General features: G+C 57.9%; 20 protein-coding genes. 8 read left to right on the plus strand and 12 right to left on the minus strand.

Annotation, left to right across the window (positions count from 1 at the left end):
• Positions 1–2: 2 nt before the first annotated feature.
• A complete protein-coding gene (gene hslV / locus L1P08_RS10785; RefSeq protein WP_303617022.1) occupies positions 3–569 on the minus strand; it encodes an ATP-dependent protease subunit HslV in 567 nt (188 codons plus the stop codon).
• 258 nt (positions 570–827) lie between these two features.
• Between hslV and hisB the strand changes: the two genes are divergently transcribed.
• The 7 genes from hisB (at position 828) to coaA (ending at position 5,407) form a co-directional block, all read left to right on the plus strand.
• Positions 828–1,415 carry an imidazoleglycerol-phosphate dehydratase HisB gene (gene hisB, locus L1P08_RS10790; protein ID WP_303617023.1) on the plus strand — a complete coding sequence of 196 codons (588 nt, stop codon included), beginning with the start codon at positions 828–830 and terminating at the stop codon, positions 1,413–1,415.
• Between the two features lie 84 nt (positions 1,416–1,499).
• Positions 1,500–1,877, plus strand: a complete 378-nt coding sequence (locus L1P08_RS10795; protein ID WP_303617024.1) for a DUF2628 domain-containing protein — start codon at positions 1,500–1,502, stop codon at positions 1,875–1,877.
• A complete protein-coding gene (hisH, locus tag L1P08_RS10800) occupies positions 1,874–2,524 on the plus strand; it encodes an imidazole glycerol phosphate synthase subunit HisH (protein ID WP_303617025.1) in 651 nt (216 codons plus the stop codon). The genes L1P08_RS10795 and hisH overlap by 4 nt, the downstream gene beginning before the upstream one ends.
• The gene (gene hisA / locus L1P08_RS10805; RefSeq protein ID WP_303617026.1) at positions 2,521–3,252 is read left to right on the plus strand and encodes a 1-(5-phosphoribosyl)-5-[(5-phosphoribosylamino)methylideneamino]imidazole-4-carboxamide isomerase; all 732 of its coding nucleotides are present in this window, start codon (positions 2,521–2,523) and stop codon (positions 3,250–3,252) included. Before hisH ends, hisA begins: the two co-directional genes overlap by 4 nt.
• Before the next feature lie 34 nt (positions 3,253–3,286).
• Positions 3,287–4,078 carry an imidazole glycerol phosphate synthase subunit HisF gene (hisF, locus tag L1P08_RS10810; protein WP_303617027.1) on the plus strand — a complete coding sequence of 264 codons (792 nt, stop codon included), beginning with the start codon at positions 3,287–3,289 and terminating at the stop codon, positions 4,076–4,078.
• Positions 4,079–4,124: 46 nt separating this feature from the next.
• Positions 4,125–4,454, plus strand: coding sequence for a phosphoribosyl-ATP diphosphatase (locus tag L1P08_RS10815; protein ID WP_303619548.1), 330 nt, complete (start codon positions 4,125–4,127; stop codon positions 4,452–4,454).
• Positions 4,455–4,456: 2 nt separating this feature from the next.
• Positions 4,457–5,407 carry a type I pantothenate kinase gene (gene coaA / locus L1P08_RS10820; protein WP_303617028.1) on the plus strand — a complete coding sequence of 317 codons (951 nt, stop codon included), beginning with the start codon at positions 4,457–4,459 and terminating at the stop codon, positions 5,405–5,407.
• 46 nt (positions 5,408–5,453) lie between these two features.
• Here the strand turns inward: coaA and L1P08_RS10825 are convergent, their stop codons facing one another.
• Both L1P08_RS10825 and nth read right to left on the minus strand, forming a co-directional pair.
• A complete protein-coding gene (locus tag L1P08_RS10825) occupies positions 5,454–6,458 on the minus strand; it encodes an adenosine kinase (RefSeq protein ID WP_303617029.1) in 1,005 nt (334 codons plus the stop codon).
• A 157-nt stretch (positions 6,459–6,615) separates the two neighbouring features.
• Positions 6,616–7,278, minus strand: coding sequence for an endonuclease III (gene nth, locus L1P08_RS10830; RefSeq protein WP_438268407.1), 663 nt, complete (start codon positions 7,276–7,278; stop codon positions 6,616–6,618).
• 74 nt (positions 7,279–7,352) lie between these two features.
• Here nth and L1P08_RS10835 point away from each other — a divergent pair, with 74 nt between their 5' ends.
• Positions 7,353–7,820: a DUF2244 domain-containing protein gene (locus L1P08_RS10835; protein ID WP_303617030.1), complete on the plus strand. Its 468-nt coding sequence runs from the start codon at positions 7,353–7,355 to the stop codon at positions 7,818–7,820.
• 15 nt (positions 7,821–7,835) lie between these two features.
• Here the strand turns inward: L1P08_RS10835 and L1P08_RS10840 are convergent, their stop codons facing one another.
• From L1P08_RS10840 to hrcA, 9 genes are all read right to left on the minus strand, one after another.
• Entirely contained in the window at positions 7,836–8,450 is a 615-nt protein-coding gene (locus L1P08_RS10840) for a 2,3-bisphosphoglycerate-dependent phosphoglycerate mutase (RefSeq protein WP_303619550.1), read from the minus strand.
• An 81-nt stretch (positions 8,451–8,531) separates the two neighbouring features.
• Positions 8,532–9,344, minus strand: a complete 813-nt coding sequence (gene dapB, locus L1P08_RS10845; RefSeq protein ID WP_303617031.1) for a 4-hydroxy-tetrahydrodipicolinate reductase — start codon at positions 9,342–9,344, stop codon at positions 8,532–8,534.
• Between the two features lie 90 nt (positions 9,345–9,434).
• Positions 9,435–10,145 carry an orotidine-5'-phosphate decarboxylase gene (pyrF, locus tag L1P08_RS10850; protein ID WP_303617032.1) on the minus strand — a complete coding sequence of 237 codons (711 nt, stop codon included), beginning with the start codon at positions 10,143–10,145 and terminating at the stop codon, positions 9,435–9,437.
• The gene (locus L1P08_RS10855; RefSeq protein ID WP_303617033.1) at positions 10,142–10,735 is read right to left on the minus strand and encodes a histidine phosphatase family protein; all 594 of its coding nucleotides are present in this window, start codon (positions 10,733–10,735) and stop codon (positions 10,142–10,144) included. The genes pyrF and L1P08_RS10855 overlap by 4 nt, the downstream gene beginning before the upstream one ends.
• Positions 10,735–11,286 (minus strand): NADPH-dependent FMN reductase, encoded by a 552-nt coding sequence (locus tag L1P08_RS10860; protein ID WP_303617034.1) that lies wholly within the window; start codon positions 11,284–11,286, stop codon positions 10,735–10,737. Before L1P08_RS10860 ends, L1P08_RS10855 begins: the two co-directional genes overlap by 1 nt.
• Positions 11,287–11,321: 35 nt before the next feature.
• A complete protein-coding gene (gene dnaJ / locus L1P08_RS10865; RefSeq protein ID WP_303617035.1) occupies positions 11,322–12,461 on the minus strand; it encodes a molecular chaperone DnaJ in 1,140 nt (379 codons plus the stop codon).
• A gap of 61 nt (positions 12,462–12,522) precedes the next feature.
• Positions 12,523–14,448 carry a molecular chaperone DnaK gene (gene dnaK, locus L1P08_RS10870; RefSeq protein ID WP_303617036.1) on the minus strand — a complete coding sequence of 642 codons (1,926 nt, stop codon included), beginning with the start codon at positions 14,446–14,448 and terminating at the stop codon, positions 12,523–12,525.
• A gap of 179 nt (positions 14,449–14,627) precedes the next feature.
• Positions 14,628–15,245 (minus strand): nucleotide exchange factor GrpE, encoded by a 618-nt coding sequence (gene grpE / locus L1P08_RS10875; protein WP_303617037.1) that lies wholly within the window; start codon positions 15,243–15,245, stop codon positions 14,628–14,630.
• Between the two features lie 69 nt (positions 15,246–15,314).
• The gene (gene hrcA, locus L1P08_RS10880) at positions 15,315–16,403 is read right to left on the minus strand and encodes a heat-inducible transcriptional repressor HrcA (RefSeq protein WP_303617038.1); all 1,089 of its coding nucleotides are present in this window, start codon (positions 16,401–16,403) and stop codon (positions 15,315–15,317) included.
• Between the last annotated feature and the right edge of the window lie 19 nt (positions 16,404–16,422).

Genomic DNA, 16,422 nt, shown 5'->3' on the forward strand with positions numbered 1-16,422 from the left:
TCTTAACTTTCATCCGTCGCCAATGTTTCCAGGGTCACCTGTTCATTGGTGTAAACACAGATTTTGGCGGCAATTTCCATCGCCTTACGCGCCACGGCTTCAGCATCCATATCGGTTTCCTGCAAAGCCAGCGCAGCGGACAGCGCATAATTGCCGCCTGAACCGATGGCGGTGATGCCGCTATCGGGGCTGAGCACATCGCCTGTACCGGTCAGGACCAGAGAATCGGTCTTGTCGACGACGATCATCATGGCCTCGAGGCGGCGCAGGTAACGATCCGTGCGCCAGTCCTTGGCCAGTTCAACGCAGGCGCGCATCAATTGGTCGGGATATTGCTCGAGCTTGGCTTCAAGCCGCTCAAACAGGGTAAAGGCATCGGCTGTGGCCCCGGCGAAACCGCCGATTACCTTGCCGCCTGCCAGAAGGCGTACTTTTTTGGCGCTGTGCTTGATTACTGTTGGTCCGAGCGATACCTGCCCGTCACCGGCGACAACCACCTTGCCGCCCTTCCGCACTGTGACAATGGTCGTGCCATGCCAGCCGGGAAAATTTTGTGCCTGATCGGCCATAAACAACTCCATATTCCGCGCCCATTTTTTGGGCCGCTCCGGTTCCGCCGCGCTTTGAACTGCACCAACGGAACGCATCCATATTTAGGCGGTTGCGCGCCAATTACAATGTGAAGGAGGTGTTAGCCTTTTCGCGGGATAATGAAACTGATAGAGGATCGCTCGGAATTCGCCCTTACTGGCGGTTCCGGCAAAGCGGTTGCGCGCAGAACGGGTGAAGGTCACTTGTTCGTGAAACCGCCCAAGGAGTTCGAACCCATGCGTAAAGCGGAAATCGCCCGCAAGACCAATGAGACCGAGATCAAGGTCTCCGTCAATCTGGATGGCACCGGCAAACATGACATGGCGACCGGTATCGGCTTTTTCGATCACATGCTGGACCAGCTGGCCAGGCATTCGCTGATCGACATGAAAGTCGAAGCCAAGGGCGATCTGCATATTGATTTTCACCACACAGCCGAAGACGTGGGCATTGCCCTTGGCGCGGCGGTGAAGGAGGCATTGGGCGACAAAAAAGGCATCAAACGTTATGCCAGCGCTGATCTGGCCATGGATGGCACGCTCAGCCGCGCGGTCATCGATGTGTCCGGACGGCCATTTCTCGTCTGGCGGGTGGAGTTTACCCGCGACAAGGTGGGCGAGATGGATACCGAATTGTTCCGGGAATGGTTTCAGGCCTTTGCCATGAATGCCGGGATCACCTTGCATATGGAAACCTTTTACGCGGACAATAACCACCATATCGCCGAGAGCTGTTTCAAGGCACTGGCGCGGGCCCTGCGGCAGGCGGTGGAGATTGATCCGCGCACGGCGGACGCCATTCCCTCGACCAAGGGCAGCCTTTAAAGCGTCTCTTTGCGCCATCCGGTTCGGATAATGTTGGAAACTGAGCCGATCTTGCGTTAATCAGGCGCGGCAAGGAGCCTTTGCATGTCCATTTTTCATGTATTCTACCGCCCTTCGGGGATCAAAGATCCGGCAATTGAAAGCGGCGCGCTGTTCGTTGAAGAGCGCTTTTCGTGGTTTGCCGCGCTGTTGCCGCCCTTCTGGGCCATGGCACATGGGCTTTGGGTGGAATTGCTTGTCTGGCTGGGGCTGATGGTGGCACTGGTCGCGGTCAGTTTCGGGCTGGGGGATGAGGCCGGCTTTTGGCTTTACGTACTGGGCGCAGTCCTTTTGGGCTTTGAGGCGGCGACTATCCGCATGCGTGCGTTGATCCGGCGCGGGTATCAGCCAATGGGTGATCTTATCGCGACGGATGCGGAACTGGCTGAAATGGCATGGGTTAAACGCGGGGTTTCAGCGTGAGCGTTGCAATTATCGATTATGGCTCGGGCAATCTGAAATCGGCGGAAAAAGCGTTTCAGCGCGCCGCCGCCCAATTGGATAATGCCCCTGAAATCATCGTCACCAATGATCCTGAACGCGTCGCCAGGGCCGAGCGCATTGTCTTGCCGGGGGTTGGTGCCTTTGCCGATTGCCGTTCCGGGCTGCTGGCGGTTTCGGGCATGCGTGAGATGCTGGAAGAGCGGGTGATAAAAAACGGCGTGCCCTATCTCGGCATTTGCGTTGGCATGCAGCTGATGGCGACCACAGGCCTTGAAAAAGGCGCGCATGAAGGTTTCGGCTGGATCCCAGGGGCCGTGCAAATGATCACCCCGGATGATCCGGCACTTAAAATTCCGCATATGGGCTGGAACACGCTGCGCTTTGCCCAAAAGCATGCATTGTTCGAGAATATTGCCGACGGACCGGACGGTCTGCATGCCTATTTCGTCCATTCCTACCAGCTGGCCGCAACCGATCCGGCGACTGTACTGGCGACCACCGATTATGGTGGGCCGGTAACGGCAGCGGTCGGGCGCGATAATATGGTGGGCACCCAGTTCCACCCCGAAAAGAGCCAAAAGCTTGGCCTGACCCTGATCGAGAATTTTTTGAGGTGGAAGCCGTGATCCTTTTTCCTGCCATTGATCTCAAGGATGGCCAGTGCGTGCGTCTCAAGCTCGGGGACATGGAACAGGCGACGGTCTTTAACGATTCGCCTGCAGCCCAAGCCAGAAGCTTTGAAGCGCAGGGCTTTGAATATCTGCATGTGGTCGATCTCAATGGTGCCTTTGCCGGTGAGAGCGTCAATGGCAGTGCGGTGGATGCGATTTTGCAAAGCGTCAAGTTTCCGGTGCAGCTCGGAGGCGGTATCCGCACCCTCGCCCATATCGAGGCCTGGCTTAACAAGGGTCTGGCGCGGGTCATTCTCGGCACGATTGCCGTGCGCGATCCGGACCTCGTCAAGCAAGCGTGCAAGGCTTTCCCCGGACAGGTCGCTGTCGGCATTGATGCGCGCGGTGGCAAGGTGGCCGTCGAGGGTTGGGCCGAGACCTCGCAATTGAGCGCCATCGAACTGGCGAAGCGCTTTGAGGGCGCCGGGGTTGCCGCGATCATTTATACCGATATCGACCGCGACGGCATTTTGGCCGGCATTAACTGGCCTTCAACGCTGGAACTGGCAGAGGCCACGTCCATTCCCGTGATCGCCTCGGGCGGGCTGGCTGCCATGACCGATATTGAAATGATGACCCGGCCCGAAATGCGCATTCTTGAAGGGGCCATATCGGGCCGCGCGCTTTACGATGGGCGGATCGATCCTGAAGAGGCGCTGTCCATGCTGCGCGCTGCCGCATGAACGGGCCTGAGAGAACCGGTTTGAGGAAAACCCAATGACCCTTAAAACCCGCATCATCCCCTGTCTCGACGTCAAGGATGGCCGCGTGGTCAAGGGCGTCAATTTCGTTGATCTGATCGACGCCGGGGACCCGGTTGAAGCCGCGATTGCCTATGATGCCGCCGGGGCCGATGAATTGTGCTTTCTCGATATCACTGCCAGCCATGAAGATCGCGAGACGATTTTCGACGTGGTCAGCCGCACTGCCGAGCATTGCTTCATGCCAGTGACCGTGGGCGGTGGCGTGCGTACGATTGAAGATATCCGCAAATTGCTGCTCTCGGGCGCGGACAAGGTGTCGATCAATACAGCAGCCGTCAGGGATCCCGATTTTGTGGCCCGCGCTGCCGACAAGTTTGGCGACCAGTGCATCGTCGTCTCGGTTGATGCCAAGCGCCGGGCGACGCAAGCCTCGGGCGGTGACAACCGGTCGGACTGGGAGATCTATACCCATGGCGGGCGCACCGCGTCAGGTCTCGATGCCGTGGAATTTGCCAGCCGTATGGTGGAACTCGGGGCCGGTGAATTGCTGGTCACCTCGATGGATCGCGATGGCACCAAGATCGGCTTTGATCTCGAACTGACGCGCACCATTGCCGACGCTGTGCATGTGCCGGTTGTTGCCTCTGGCGGAGTTGGCACACTTGATCATCTGGTCGATGGGGTAACCAAGGGCCATGCCAGCGCTGTTCTGGCCGCTTCAATCTTTCATTTTGGGACATTCACCGTTCGTGAGGCCAAAGATCATATGGCCGCGCACGGTATTGCGGTGCGCCGCGACGACTGATCCCCGCTCCCGTTTATTTTCCGAAGAACCCGGTTTTCAGGAAGAAATCATGTCCTTTACCCTCGAACAATTGAACGCCCGGCTGGCCGAACGCGCCAAAGCTGCACCAAGCGAAAGCTATACAGCCAAGCTGCTGGACAAGGGCGTTGAAAAATGCGCCCAGAAACTGGGTGAGGAAGCGGTTGAGGCAGCGATTGCAGCGGTAACCCATGACCGGGACGGGCTGATCGGGGAAGCCGGCGATGTGCTTTACCACCTGTTGGTGACATTGATGGCTGCCGGGGTTGAGCTGGACGCGGTCATGGCCGAGCTGGAAAGCCGCACGGCCCAGTCCGGTCTCGCTGAAAAGGCGGCACGGCAAGAGGGTGATCTCTAAACATGACCACAAAGATGTTCGACGTCGTCCCCTATCATCAGTTCACAAAATCCGAATGGGCCGCGCTGCGCGATGGCGAGCCCATGACCCTTACCGAGAGTGACCTTGAGCGCCTGCGCTCCCTTAACGATCCGATATCGCTTACCGAGGCGGAACAGGTTTATCTGCCGTTGACCCGTCTGCTGTCCTTCTATGTTGAAGCGACACAAGGCATTCACAGCGCGGCCACAAAATTTCTCGGCACCAATGGCGACAAGGTGCCCTTTATCATCGGTGTTGCGGGATCGGTCGCGGTAGGCAAATCCACCACCGCACGTATCCTTCATGCGCTGTTGCAGCGCTGGCCGGCCAGCCCCAAGGTGGACCTGGTCACCACTGACGGGTTTCTGCATCCCAATAGTGTGCTGGAAGCGCGCAACCAGATGGAACGGAAAGGCTTTCCCGAAAGCTATGACCGGGCACGGTTTGTACGGTTTCTGGCCGACATCAAATCCGGACGGCCGAATGTGGCGGCGCCCGTTTATTCTCACCTCGTTTATGACGTGGTGCCGGGAGAGGAGGTCATCGTTGACCGCCCTGATATTCTGATTGTCGAGGGATTGAACATTCTGCAACCGGGCGAATTGCCCAAAAGCGGCACGCCGATTGTCTTCGCCTCGGATTTCATCGATTTTTCGGTCTATATCGATGCTGAAGAAAAGCATTTGCGGCAATGGTTCATTGCCCGGTTCCAGCGCTTGCGCGAAACCGCCTTCCGCGACCCGAGCTCGTTTTTTCACCGGTTCTCCAAGCTGAGCGAAGAAGAGGCTGTGTCGCTGGCAACGACAATCTGGACGGGCATCAACCTGCCAAACCTGAGCGAGAATATTCTGCCCACGCGAGGCCGGGCCGACCTGATCCTGACCAAGGGTGTGGAACACACCATCGACCATGTGGCGCTGAGAAAGCTTTAAGCCAGGTCATGGCCGGCGCGGCATAGCGCGCCGGCGAAACCGAATTCTAGACGGCAAGCCCGTGGGTCAGAGCCAGGGCCCGCAGGTTTTTCAGCGGGCGGGCACCCACATGGGAAATGACTTCCGAGGCTGACAGACACCCCAGCTTCAAGGCCTCTTCCATGGTCTGGTTACGCGCGAGGCCGAACAGGAAGCCGGAGGCAAACAAATCGCCGGCGCCGGTTGCGTCTTCCACTTTGTCCACCTTGAAGGCTGGCACCGTGATAACTTCGCCATTGGCGATGGCCATGGCCCCATCAGCGCCCATGGTAATCGCCGCCACTTCAGCATCCTGGGCGACCGCCTGCACGGCGTCATGAAGATTGTCGGTCTGATAAAGCGCTTTCAATTCCTCGACATTGGCGAAGACGTAATCACAGGTTTGCGAGCGCAACAGATCGAGAAACTCATCCCGAAACCGATTAACGCAGAATGGATCCGACAAGGTGATCGCGGCAGCCCGCTCGTGCTTATGGGCAAAATGGGCGGCCTTGACGAAAGCCCGCTTGGCTTCGGGGGGATCCCACAGATATCCCTCCATGAAGGTGATCGCAGCGGAGCCAATCTGATCTTCGAGAATATCAGCTTCGGTCAGGTCGTGACAGGCACCGAGATAGGTGTTCATCGTGCGCTCGCCATCGGGCGTGATCAGGATCATTGAGCGGCCGGAACCGGCGCCGTGTTCAAGCATGCGTGTGGTATAGTCGACACCAGCTTCGCGCAGATCATTGGCGTAGAATTCGCCAACCTCGTCTTCTGCCACTTTACCCACAAAGGCTGCATTACCGCCGAGCGAGGCCACGCCGGCCGCCGTGTTGGCGGCGCTGCCGCCGGAAATCTGCTGCTTGTCTTCAGGCATCAGGGCGTAGAGATGTTCGCTCCGTTCGCCCTCAATCAGGTGCATGATGCCCTTGTCGAGTTTTTCAGATGTGATGAAATCTTCTTCAACCCGGGCAAGAATATCGGTAATGGCATTGCCAATGGTCAAGACGTCGTATTTGGCTTCCGCCATGAACTGATCCCTTGTGCTGCGTGTGTCCCACGGGACCATACAAATCATGGGCGCACTGGCAAGAACTTGTGCCATGAACGCCATCGCTGGCGGGTTTTATCCCCGAAACAGGATAAATGTGCAACGCATTTAGAACATGCCCCGGCCCGACGCGGCATCAGGCCACTGTCTTGTCCTTGTAGCGGCACCATTCGGCAATGATGCAGTTTGGACAATCCGGTTTGCGCGCCTTGCAGACATAGCGCCCATGCAGGATCAGCCAGTGATGCGCATGTAACATGAAGCGGTCAGGGATGACTTTTTCGAGAATCAGTTCCACGGCAAGTGGGGTTTTTCCAGGTGCCAGTCCGGTACGATTGCCGACGCGAAACAGATGCGTATCAACGGCAATCACGGGCTGTCCAAAGGCAATATTGAGGACGACATTGGCGGTCTTGCGGCCGACACCGGGCAGGCTCTCCAGCGCTTCACGCGTCCGGGGGACTTCGGACCCGAATTCGGCGATCAGCTTTTCAGACAAGGCGAGCACGTTTTTGGCCTTGTTCCGGTATAGCCCTATGGTCCGGATGTGACGGGTAATGCCCTCCAATCCCAGCGCCACCATTTTTTCAGGTGTATCAGCGATCGGGAACAGGTTTTTGGTCGCCTTGTTGACGCCGATATCGGTGGCCTGGGCGCTCAGCACCACTGCGACCAACAGGGTGAAATCGTTGCAGTAATCGAGTTCACCCTTCGGTTCCGGATCATGCCGGGAAAAGCTTTCGAACATTGCGTCGATCGCAGCGGCGGAAAGCCGCGATTTTAGAACAGGTTTGGCCATCGTTTTTGCCCGATTCGAGGAGTATATTGCGTCAAATGCCGCGATCAGGAAACCGCCATTAACGGACCCAAGCCATGCAGGACCATCCGCTTTTTGCCGCCCTTTTGACCCCGCACCGCTCGCTCGACACGCGGGGCATTCGCATTGTTGTTGCGGTTTATGCCATTCTCGCCAGCGTACCCGGTATTTATTTCTTTGCCACCGGCGCCTGGCCGGTCGTTGGTTTTCTCGGTCTCGATATTCTGGCGCTCTGGTGGGCGCTGAGTGCGTCACGCAAAACCGGTGATGCGTTCGAGGAGGTCACGTTGTGGGCAGACAGTCTTGAGGTTCGCCATGTTTCCCACAAGGGAAAAGCGCATAACCACGCCTTTAATCCCTTCTGGGTGCGGCTGCATGTGGAGCGCGATCATGATGATCGGGTAACCAAGCTGGCCTTGCGCATGCGCGATGAGGAACTGGAAATAGGCGCGTTCCTCAATCCCGACGACAAGGCGAGTTTTGCCGCAGTCTTTGGTCAAGCCCTGCACAAGGCACGGGCCTGACACCACTACAAGTCTTTAGACGCCGCTTACCGATTCAACACCGCCATCGGCTTTGAGCTTGTAGATAATCGGATCACCGGTCTTGATCTCGCGCTTGAGGATTTCCTCAGGCGACAGCTTTTCCAGCTCCATGACCAGGGCACGCAGCGAATTGCCGTGCGCTGCGACCAGAATGGTTTCACCGGCAACGACCCTGGGTTCAATCTCGGCGTGGTAATAGGGCAGCACCCGTTCGGCGGTATCCTTTAGGCTTTCACCGCCCGGCGGTGGTGTATCGAAGGAACGCCGCCAGATATGCACCTGCTCCTCACCCCATTTTTCGCGGGCATCATCCTTGTTGAGACCGGCCAGATCGCCATAATCGCGTTCGTTAAGCGCCTGATTGCGGATAATGGTCATATTGACGATATCCATCTCTTCCAGCATCAAATCCAGCGTGTGCTGGGCGCGGACCAGCGCGGAGGTGAAGCACAGGTCCACATTGAAATTAAGCGCTTTCAGCGCCTTGCCGGCAGCGCGGGCTTCCTCAATGCCTTTGTCGGTAAGGCCGGGATTGCGCCAGCCGGTGAACAGGTTCTTGAGGTTCCATTCGCTTTGTCCATGCCGGACAAGGATCAATGTGCGTTCCATCATTTTTCCATCTGATAGGGCGCCTTGAAAATCGTATCCGCTTTTCAAGGGACCGGGTTAAACGGGGACAGACCGTTTTGGTCAGTCGAGATCAAGCACGTCAGCCATGGTGTAATAGCCGGGTGCGCGGCCATGAACCCAGAGCACAGCCTTGACCGCGCCATTGGCGAACAGGCCACGGTCCTCGGCCTTGTGGGTCAATTCAATCCGCTCCGAGGGACCAGCAAAGATCACCGAATGCTCGCCCACCACACTGCCACCGCGCAATGAGGCAAAGCCGATTGCACCCTCTTCACGCGGGCCTGTAATGCCATCCCGCCCGCGGTCGGACCGTGTCGCGAGATCAATTTCACGGCCGGCAGCTGCGGCTTCACCCAGCAGCAAGGCCGTGCCGGAGGGGGCATCGACCTTTTTATTGTGATGCATTTCGATAATTTCGATATCGAAATCATTACCCAGCGCTGCGGCGGCTCTTTTGACAAGGCTGGCGAGCAGATTGACGCCAAGCGACATATTGCCGGATTTCACGATGCGCGCGCCGGCCCGTGCCGCGTCATGCAAGGCTTCTTCATCAGCATCAGAACACCCTGTGGTGCCGATGATATGCGCAATGCCACGCTCCGCGACTTGTGCCGCAAGAGCTACTGTTGCTGCCGGGGCGGTGAAATCAATAACCGCATGCGCGCCTTCAAGCGCTTCGGGCACGTTATCGCCAACCGCGACATCAAGGGGTGGCAGGCCGGCAAGGACACCTGCATCCATACCGATTGCCGGCGCGTCAGGACGATCAATCGCCGCATGCAGCCGGAGCCCTTCACTTGCCACCACAGCCTTGATGCAGGCGAGGCCCATGCGCCCGCTGGCACCGGTAATCACGACATTAATATCGGCCATGTTTTTCAAGCTCCCATACTCAGCACCGGCTATAGCAAACTTGGCGGCCCAAAAGAAGCAGGCCCTACTCCAAAGGAGCTTTCAGTGCCGTCATGCGAGACGGACGCCGCCATTGCGCATTTCGGCAACAACCGCCTTTGCGGCGTCCGCCGGGTCAGGGGCAGCGGTGATCGGACGCCCGACAACCAGATGGCTGGCACCGGCTTCCAGCGCCTCACTCGGGCTCATTGTGCGCTTTTGATCATTCGATTTGACACCGGCGGGTCGAATGCCCGGGGTCACAATGGACATGTCGTCCCCCACCAGCGTGCGCACCATCGCCGCCTCATGGGCCGAGCAGACAACCCCGCCCATATTGGCAAGGCTTGCCTGATGGGCACGCAGGCCGACGATCCCGGCAATATCCCGGTCGTAGCCCGCATTCATCAGGTCTTCATCGTCAAACGAGGTCAGCACGGTCACGGCGAGAATTTCAAGCTTGGAGCCATGGGCCGCGCGGGCGGCTGCCCCCATGGTCTTGGGATAGGCATGTACGGTGAGAAATGTCGCGCCGGTCTTGGCAATCGCTTCAACGCCTTTTTCGACCGTGTTCTCGATATCAAGCAGTTTCAGGTCGAAAAATACGTTCTTGCCGGCGGCCACCAATTCCTTACCCAGATTGAGCCCATCGCCACCGTAAAAGGACTGATAGCCGATCTTGTAAAAGCTGACCTGATCACCCAAGCGTTCAACCAGTGTTTCGGCTTCAGCGCGGGAGGAGAAATCCAGCGCCACGATCAAACGGTCATCGGCTCGGCTCATTGCTCAAATCCAGTCCATGTTTCCATAGGGGTCCACTCGCATATGAGGGCTTTTTGCGCAAGATCGAAGGCAAAACAATTGCCACCGCCCGGCCCTGGCTGGTCTTCGCTTCGGGCGATCGCCCGGCCCGCCACATGGCATTTCAACAAAGTCCCCACGCCGCCATGGCCGCAAAATACCAGCGCTGCGTCGGCATAAGACGCAGCGCTCGCGGTCACGGCCGCCACTATGCGTGCCTGTGCATCAATGGCGCGTTCCCAGCCTTCAATGCTTTCCGCCGGGTGGGCAAAAAACCTGTTGGCCATCGGCTCGAATTCTTCAGGCGGCAGAAAGCCGGTCGCCGAGCGGTCATTTTCGCCAAAATCCGCGTTCGAAACCACCCGGTTTGCTCCCGGTTTTGCAAGGATTTCCGCCAGTTCCAGCGCTTTTCGCTCGGTGCTGGAGACAAACACAATATCTGGTGCAAACAGATTTCGCGCCGCCATTGCCTCTGCCCGCGCCCGTCCGATTGCGGACAATCCCCAATCCGGCACGGCAATGCCGGGATCTATATTGACCTCAGGATGGGTCAGATAGAGGGCGCGCGCCATCAAGAATGCCGGGAAATGGTCATCAGCTGTTCAGCAAGCTGATCGGCTCTCGATCCTTGTACCTTGTCGGTAAATTCGCCGTTTGAATCGAAGGCTTCCGCACTATTGGCGACGCTGAGTGAGGTGGGTGCCATCAAGGCCCCGATCTTGCCGAAAACATCGCGCAGATGGCTCAGCGCCACCACACCGGAGAGACGACCCGAGGAGACCGCACCCAGACCAAAGATGGCATGCTTGAAGGGCCCACCCTTCTGGCGGCTGATCCAGTCGATCGTGTTCTTGGTCAGCGGGCTCATTGAATTATTGTATTCAGGGGTTGCGAAAAAAACCGCGTCCGCCTCTGCAAACAGTGCTGCCAGCTTCACCGCTGCTTCCGGCGCGCCGTGCTCAGCTTCAAGATCTTCGTTGAACAATGGCAAGGGGAAGTCCGTGAGATCAAGATCGGTGACTTCAGCGCCCAGCGTGCGCAACCTTTTTCCCATCAAAAGGGCGAGATGCGCATTATAGGAATTCTGCCGGATCGATCCTGAAAGTGTGAGCACTTTACGCATGAGCGGTCTTTCCGGAGCAGATTTCGAAGGGATTGTTACTCGAACAATCCCTTCAACTTGTCAAAAAAACCTGAAGAGGTCGGATTATTCGCACCGGTGCTCAGGCTCTGGAATTCTTCCAGCAGCTCGCGCTGACGCTTGTTGAGGTTCTGGGGCACCTCGATATCCATTTGCACATAGAGGTCGCCGATCTGGGCTGAACGCAGCACCGGCATGCCCTTGCCCTTGAGACGGATGCGCTGGCCGGGCTGCGTGCCTGCGGCCACCTTGACCCGCGCACGGGCCCCGCCAAGGGTCGGCACTTCAAACTCACCGCCCAAGGCAGCTGTCGCCATGGCAATCGGCACGCGGGCATAAAGATCGGCCCCATCGCGCTGGAACAGCTCGTGGGGTTTTACGGACACGAAAATATAAAGGTCGCCCGGGGGACCGCCCCTCAGACCGGCCTCGCCTTCATCAGCCAGACGGATGCGCGTGCCATCCTCGATCCCTTTGGGAATATCGACAGAAAGGTTGCGGCTTTCCTGATGGCGGCCCTGGCCCGAACAATCGGTGCAGGGCTGATCCATGACCTCACCACGGCCGTGGCAATGCGGGCAGGTGCGCTCAATGGTGAAAAAGCCCTGTGCCGCACGCACTTTGCCATAGCCATTGCAGGTGGTGCATTGCGACATGCCTGTGCCCGGCTTGGCCCCGCTGGCATCACATGTGTCGCAACGGACCATGGTCGGCACGTCGATTTCGACCGTACGCCCGGCAAAGGCCTCTTCAAGGGTAATTTCAAGGTTATAACGCAGATCGGACCCACGCAGCCGCGAGGGCCTTTCGCGCCCGCGACCGGCACCGGCAGCGCCGCCCATGAAATCGCCGAAAATATCCTCGAACATGTCGGACATTGAGGACGAAAAGTCCGGACCAAAACCGGCACCACCACGGCCACCGCCGCCATTCTCAAATGCGGCATGACCGAAACGGTCATAGGCAGCCCGTTTTTGCGGATCCTTCAGCGTATCATATGCTTCGCTGACTTCCTTGAACTTGTGTTCGGCTTCGTCATCATCCGGATTGCGGTCCGGATGGTATTGCATGGCGAGCTTGCGGTAGGCAACTTTAAGGGCGCCATCGTCGGCACCCTTTGCCACACCCAATATTTCGTAGAAATCGCGCTTGGCCAATTTAGCGGCTCCAAATCAGTGAACGGGAGCCGAAGCTCCCGTTACTTTCAGTTTCGTGGCGCTAGGCCGATTTCTGACTGTTGTCGTCGTCATCTTTGACTTCTTCGAAGTCAGCATCGACCACATCGTCATCATCGTCAGCAGCAGCGTCGGATTCGGCATCTGCTTCGGCCGCTTCGGCCTGCTGCGCCTGATACATGGCTTCACCCAGCTTCATCGAGGCTTCGGCCAAAGCATTGGTCTTTTCCTTGATGGTCTCGGCATTGTCGCCTTCAAGCGCGGTCTTGAGCTCGGCAACAGCGTTTTCGATGGCAGACTTGTCCTCATCGGACACCTTGTCAGCATAATCCTTGAGCGATTTCTCGGTCGAATGGATCAGGCTTTCTGCCTGGTTCTTGGCTTCAACGGTTTCGCGTTTGGCCTTGTCGCTCTCAGCGTTCGCTTCGGCTTCCTTGACCATTTTCTCGATGTCAGCATCGGACAGACCACCCGAGGCCTGGATGCGGATCTGCTGCTCCTTGCCGGTGCCCTTGTCTTTTGCCGACACGTTGACGATGCCGTTGGCGTCGATATCGAAAGCCACTTCAATCTGGGGCACACCGCGCGGTGCGGGCGGAATACCGGCGAGATCAAACCGGCCAAGGCTCTTGTTGTCCTGTGCCATTTCGCGTTCACCCTGGAACACATTGATGGTCACAGCCGACTGATTGTCTTCAGCCGTGGAGAACACCTGGGACTTTTTGGTCGGGATCGTGGTGTTACGATCGATCAGGCGGGTGAAAACACCACCCAGTGTCTCGATACCGAGCGACAGCGGGGTCACATCGAGCAGCAAGACGTCCTTGACGTCGCCCTGAAGCACACCGGCCTGAATGGCCGCGCCCAGCGCTACAACCTCATCGGGGTTCACACCCTTATGCGGTTCCTTGCCAAAGAATTCCTTGACCACTTCCTGCACCTTGGGCATGCGGGTCATACCGCCAACGAGCACGACTTCGTCGATTTCGCCTGCCTTGATCCCGGCATCCTTAAGAGCGGCGCGGCAAGGCTCGACCGTGCGCTTGATCAAGTCTTCAACCAGTTGCTCGAACTTGGCGCGGGTCAGCTTGAGCTGCAAATGCTTCGGGCCGGAGGAATCGGCCGTGATAAAGGGCAGGTTCACCTCGGTCTGGGTCGAGGAGGACAATTCGATCTTGGCCTTTTCAGCCGCTTCCTTCAGACGCTGCAAAGCCAGCTTGTCGGAGCGCAGGTCAATCGACTGCTCTTTCTTGAATTCGTCGGCGAGATAATCGACCAGACGCATGTCAAAATCTTCACCGCCAAGGAAAGTATCACCATTGGTGGATTTGACTTCAAAAACGCCATCGCCGATCTCAAGGATCGAAACGTCGAAGGTGCCGCCGCCGAGGTCATAAACCGCAATAACGCCGGTATTCTTCTTGTCGAGACCATAGGCAAGCGCGGCCGCCGTCGGCTCATTGATGATGCGCAGAACTTCAAGGCCGGCAATCTTGCCTGCATCCTTGGTCGCCTGACGCTGACTGTCGTTGAAATAGGCCGGAACGGTGATGACCGCCTGGGTCACGTTCTCGCCGAGATAGCTTTCGGCTGTCTCTTTCATCTTGGTCAGGATCATGGCCGAGGTTTCGCTCGGGCTCATTTTCTTGCCGTCAATCTCAACCCAGGCGTCGCCATTGTCCGCCTTGGTGATCTTGTATGGCACAAGGCCCTTGTCCTTGGTCACCATCGGATCGTCGTAACGACGGCCCATCAGGCGCTTGACGGCGAACAGCGTGCCTTCAGGATTGGTCACAGCCTGACGCTTGGCCGGCTGGCCGACAAGACGCTCACCATCGGATGAAAACGCGACCATTGACGGCGTTGTCCGCGCGCCCTCGGCGTTTTCGATAACTTTCGGATCCTTGCCGTCCATGACGGCGACACACGAGTTAGTCGTGCCAAGGTCAATACCGATTACTTTTCCCATTTGTCACAAACCTCTATTTCAGCAGACCCGTTGGAAACCCCGAAAACGGCAGCTCCGCGGCCAGGCCCCTATGCTGGGATTGGTAAATAGCCTCATGATGAAGCTTTCCGGGGCTATATAAGGGTGCCTGATGGCCCCTTCAAGCGCCCGGTGTCATAAAATCAATCTGCCGGGCGGTCTCAGGCTTCCTTGTCGATATGAATATCAACCGGATCAACCTTCGGCGCTTCGGCTTTCGCGCCGCCCTTGGCAACGCCAACCATGGATGGGCGCAAAACGCGGTCGCCAATGGCAAAACCCGCCTGCACAACCTGAACAATGGTGCCCTCGGGCACTTCATTGTTCGGCACCTCGAACATGGCCTGGTGCTTGTGGGGATCAAACTTCTCACCTTCGGCCAAAATCGGCTTGACGCCGTTCTTTTGCAGCAGGCGCTGCATTTCGCGATCGGTCATCTCGATACCCTCAATCAGGGCCGCCATGGAGGCGTCCGCATTTTCGCGGGCCTCGGCGGGCAGCATCATCAGGGCACGGGACAGGTTGTCGGTGGCGGTCAGCATGTCGCGGGCGAAATTGGCAATGGCATAAGAACGCGTATCGGCGATCTCACGCTCGGTCCGCTTGCGCAGATTCTCCATTTCGGCAGCCGCGCGCAGCAGCCGATCCTTGAGCTCGGCATTCTCGGCCGCCATCGCCTCAAGAGGTGTCACCTCGGCTTCAGGCGCAGAAACTTCCTCGGCGGCGGTCTCCACGGGGTCCTGTTCGGTCTCGGGGGTCTGGTTTTCGTCGCTGGTCATTTTATGTATCGATCCGCTTGAAGAGCTAAAACTGTGATGGCCCGCATATCGGCCAGATCGCGCGCGATTTCAACTCTTGCGTGCCACAAGCCGTGAAATCACATGGGCCGTATAGTCCACAACCGGCACAATCCGGGCATAATTGAGCCGGGTCGGCCCGATGACACCAAGCACGCCGACGACCTTGTCATTGGCATCCTTATAGGGCGACAAGATCACCGAAGAGCCTGAAAGGGAAAACAATTTATTCTCCGAGCCAATGAAAATGCGCACACCTTGTGCCGTCTCGGCATCACCCAAAAGGTCGATCAGGCCGCGTTTGGATTCCAGTTCGTCAAATAATTCGCGCACGCGCGCCAGATCGTCCGACGCCATGGTGTCATTAATCAGATTGGCGCGCCCGCGCACGATCAGGGTCGGGGTGGATTTGCTTTCTGCTTCAGAGAGCGTCGCCAGTCCGGCATCAACCAGTTTTTGTGTCAGCTCGTCGAGTTCAGCCGCCTGTTGTTGCCGCTGGGCGTTAAGGACAGCCCGCGCTTCTGACAGGGTACGCCCGACGGCGTGATGGGCCAGATAATTTGTCGCCTGGGTCAGGGCACTTGCTGTCATGCCCGGCGGCAGGGCGACAACACGGTTTTCAACATGGCCGTCCTCGCCCACCAGAACGGCCATCGCTGTGGCCGTATCGAGGCGGATAAATTCGATATGCTTGAGCACCATGTCCGCCTTGGCCGCGATCACCATGCCCGCGCCCCGGCTCAGACCGGACAGGAGCGAGCTCGCCTCGGTCAGCAAGTCCTCAATCCGCCCGCCAGGCGCGCTGTCCTCGATATGCGTGGAAATACGCGCCCGTTCGCGCGCGTCCATGTCACCAACCTCGAGCATGGCATCGACGAAAAAACGCAGGCCATTCTGGGTAGGTGCCCGGCCCGCCGAGGTATGGGGGGCGGCGATGAGGCCAAGCTCTTCGAGATCCGACATGACATTGCGGACCGAGGCCGGGCTGAGGCTGATGTCGAGCATGTGGGATAATTGCCGTGAACCCACAGGTTCGCCGGTGTCGAGATAGCGTTCAACGAGCCGGCGAAAGATATCCTGCGAGCGCTGGTTCAAGGCGGCCAGGAAATCTTCTCTTTGATAGCGCTTGTCTTCTGCCAATTCCCTCTCCGGGATCAAA

This window comes from Mariluticola halotolerans (assembly GCF_021611515.1).
Taxonomy (GTDB): Bacteria; Pseudomonadota; Alphaproteobacteria; order Rhizobiales; family Devosiaceae; genus Mariluticola; species Mariluticola halotolerans.

Bases quoted from the DNA above. Each gene is read 5' to 3' on its own strand.
- L1P08_RS10860 (WP_303617034.1), bottom strand. From the start codon at position 11,286: ATGCGTAAAGTGCTCACACTTTCAGGATCGATCCGGCAGAATTCCTAT.
- coaA (WP_303617028.1), top strand. From the start codon at position 4,457: ATGACCACAAAGATGTTCGACGTCGTCCCCTATCATCAGTTCACAAAA.
- L1P08_RS10795 (WP_303617024.1), top strand. From the start codon at position 1,500: ATGTCCATTTTTCATGTATTCTACCGCCCTTCGGGGATCAAAGATCCG.
- hslV (WP_303617022.1), bottom strand. From the start codon at position 569: ATGGCCGATCAGGCACAAAATTTTCCCGGCTGGCATGGCACGACCATT.
- hisB (WP_303617023.1), top strand. From the start codon at position 828: ATGCGTAAAGCGGAAATCGCCCGCAAGACCAATGAGACCGAGATCAAG.
- hisF (WP_303617027.1), top strand. From the start codon at position 3,287: ATGACCCTTAAAACCCGCATCATCCCCTGTCTCGACGTCAAGGATGGC.
- dapB (WP_303617031.1), bottom strand. From the start codon at position 9,344: ATGGCCGATATTAATGTCGTGATTACCGGTGCCAGCGGGCGCATGGGC.
- grpE (WP_303617037.1), bottom strand. From the start codon at position 15,245: ATGACCAGCGACGAAAACCAGACCCCCGAGACCGAACAGGACCCCGTG.
- L1P08_RS10855 (WP_303617033.1), bottom strand. From the start codon at position 10,735: ATGGCGCGCGCCCTCTATCTGACCCATCCTGAGGTCAATATAGATCCC.
- L1P08_RS10835 (WP_303617030.1), top strand. From the start codon at position 7,353: ATGCAGGACCATCCGCTTTTTGCCGCCCTTTTGACCCCGCACCGCTCG.
- L1P08_RS10825 (WP_303617029.1), bottom strand. From the start codon at position 6,458: ATGGCGGAAGCCAAATACGACGTCTTGACCATTGGCAATGCCATTACC.
- dnaK (WP_303617036.1), bottom strand. From the start codon at position 14,448: ATGGGAAAAGTAATCGGTATTGACCTTGGCACGACTAACTCGTGTGTC.
- nth (WP_438268407.1), bottom strand. From the start codon at position 7,278: ATGGCCAAACCTGTTCTAAAATCGCGGCTTTCCGCCGCTGCGATCGAC.
- L1P08_RS10840 (WP_303619550.1), bottom strand. From the start codon at position 8,450: ATGGAACGCACATTGATCCTTGTCCGGCATGGACAAAGCGAATGGAAC.
- pyrF (WP_303617032.1), bottom strand. From the start codon at position 10,145: ATGAGCCGAGCCGATGACCGTTTGATCGTGGCGCTGGATTTCTCCTCC.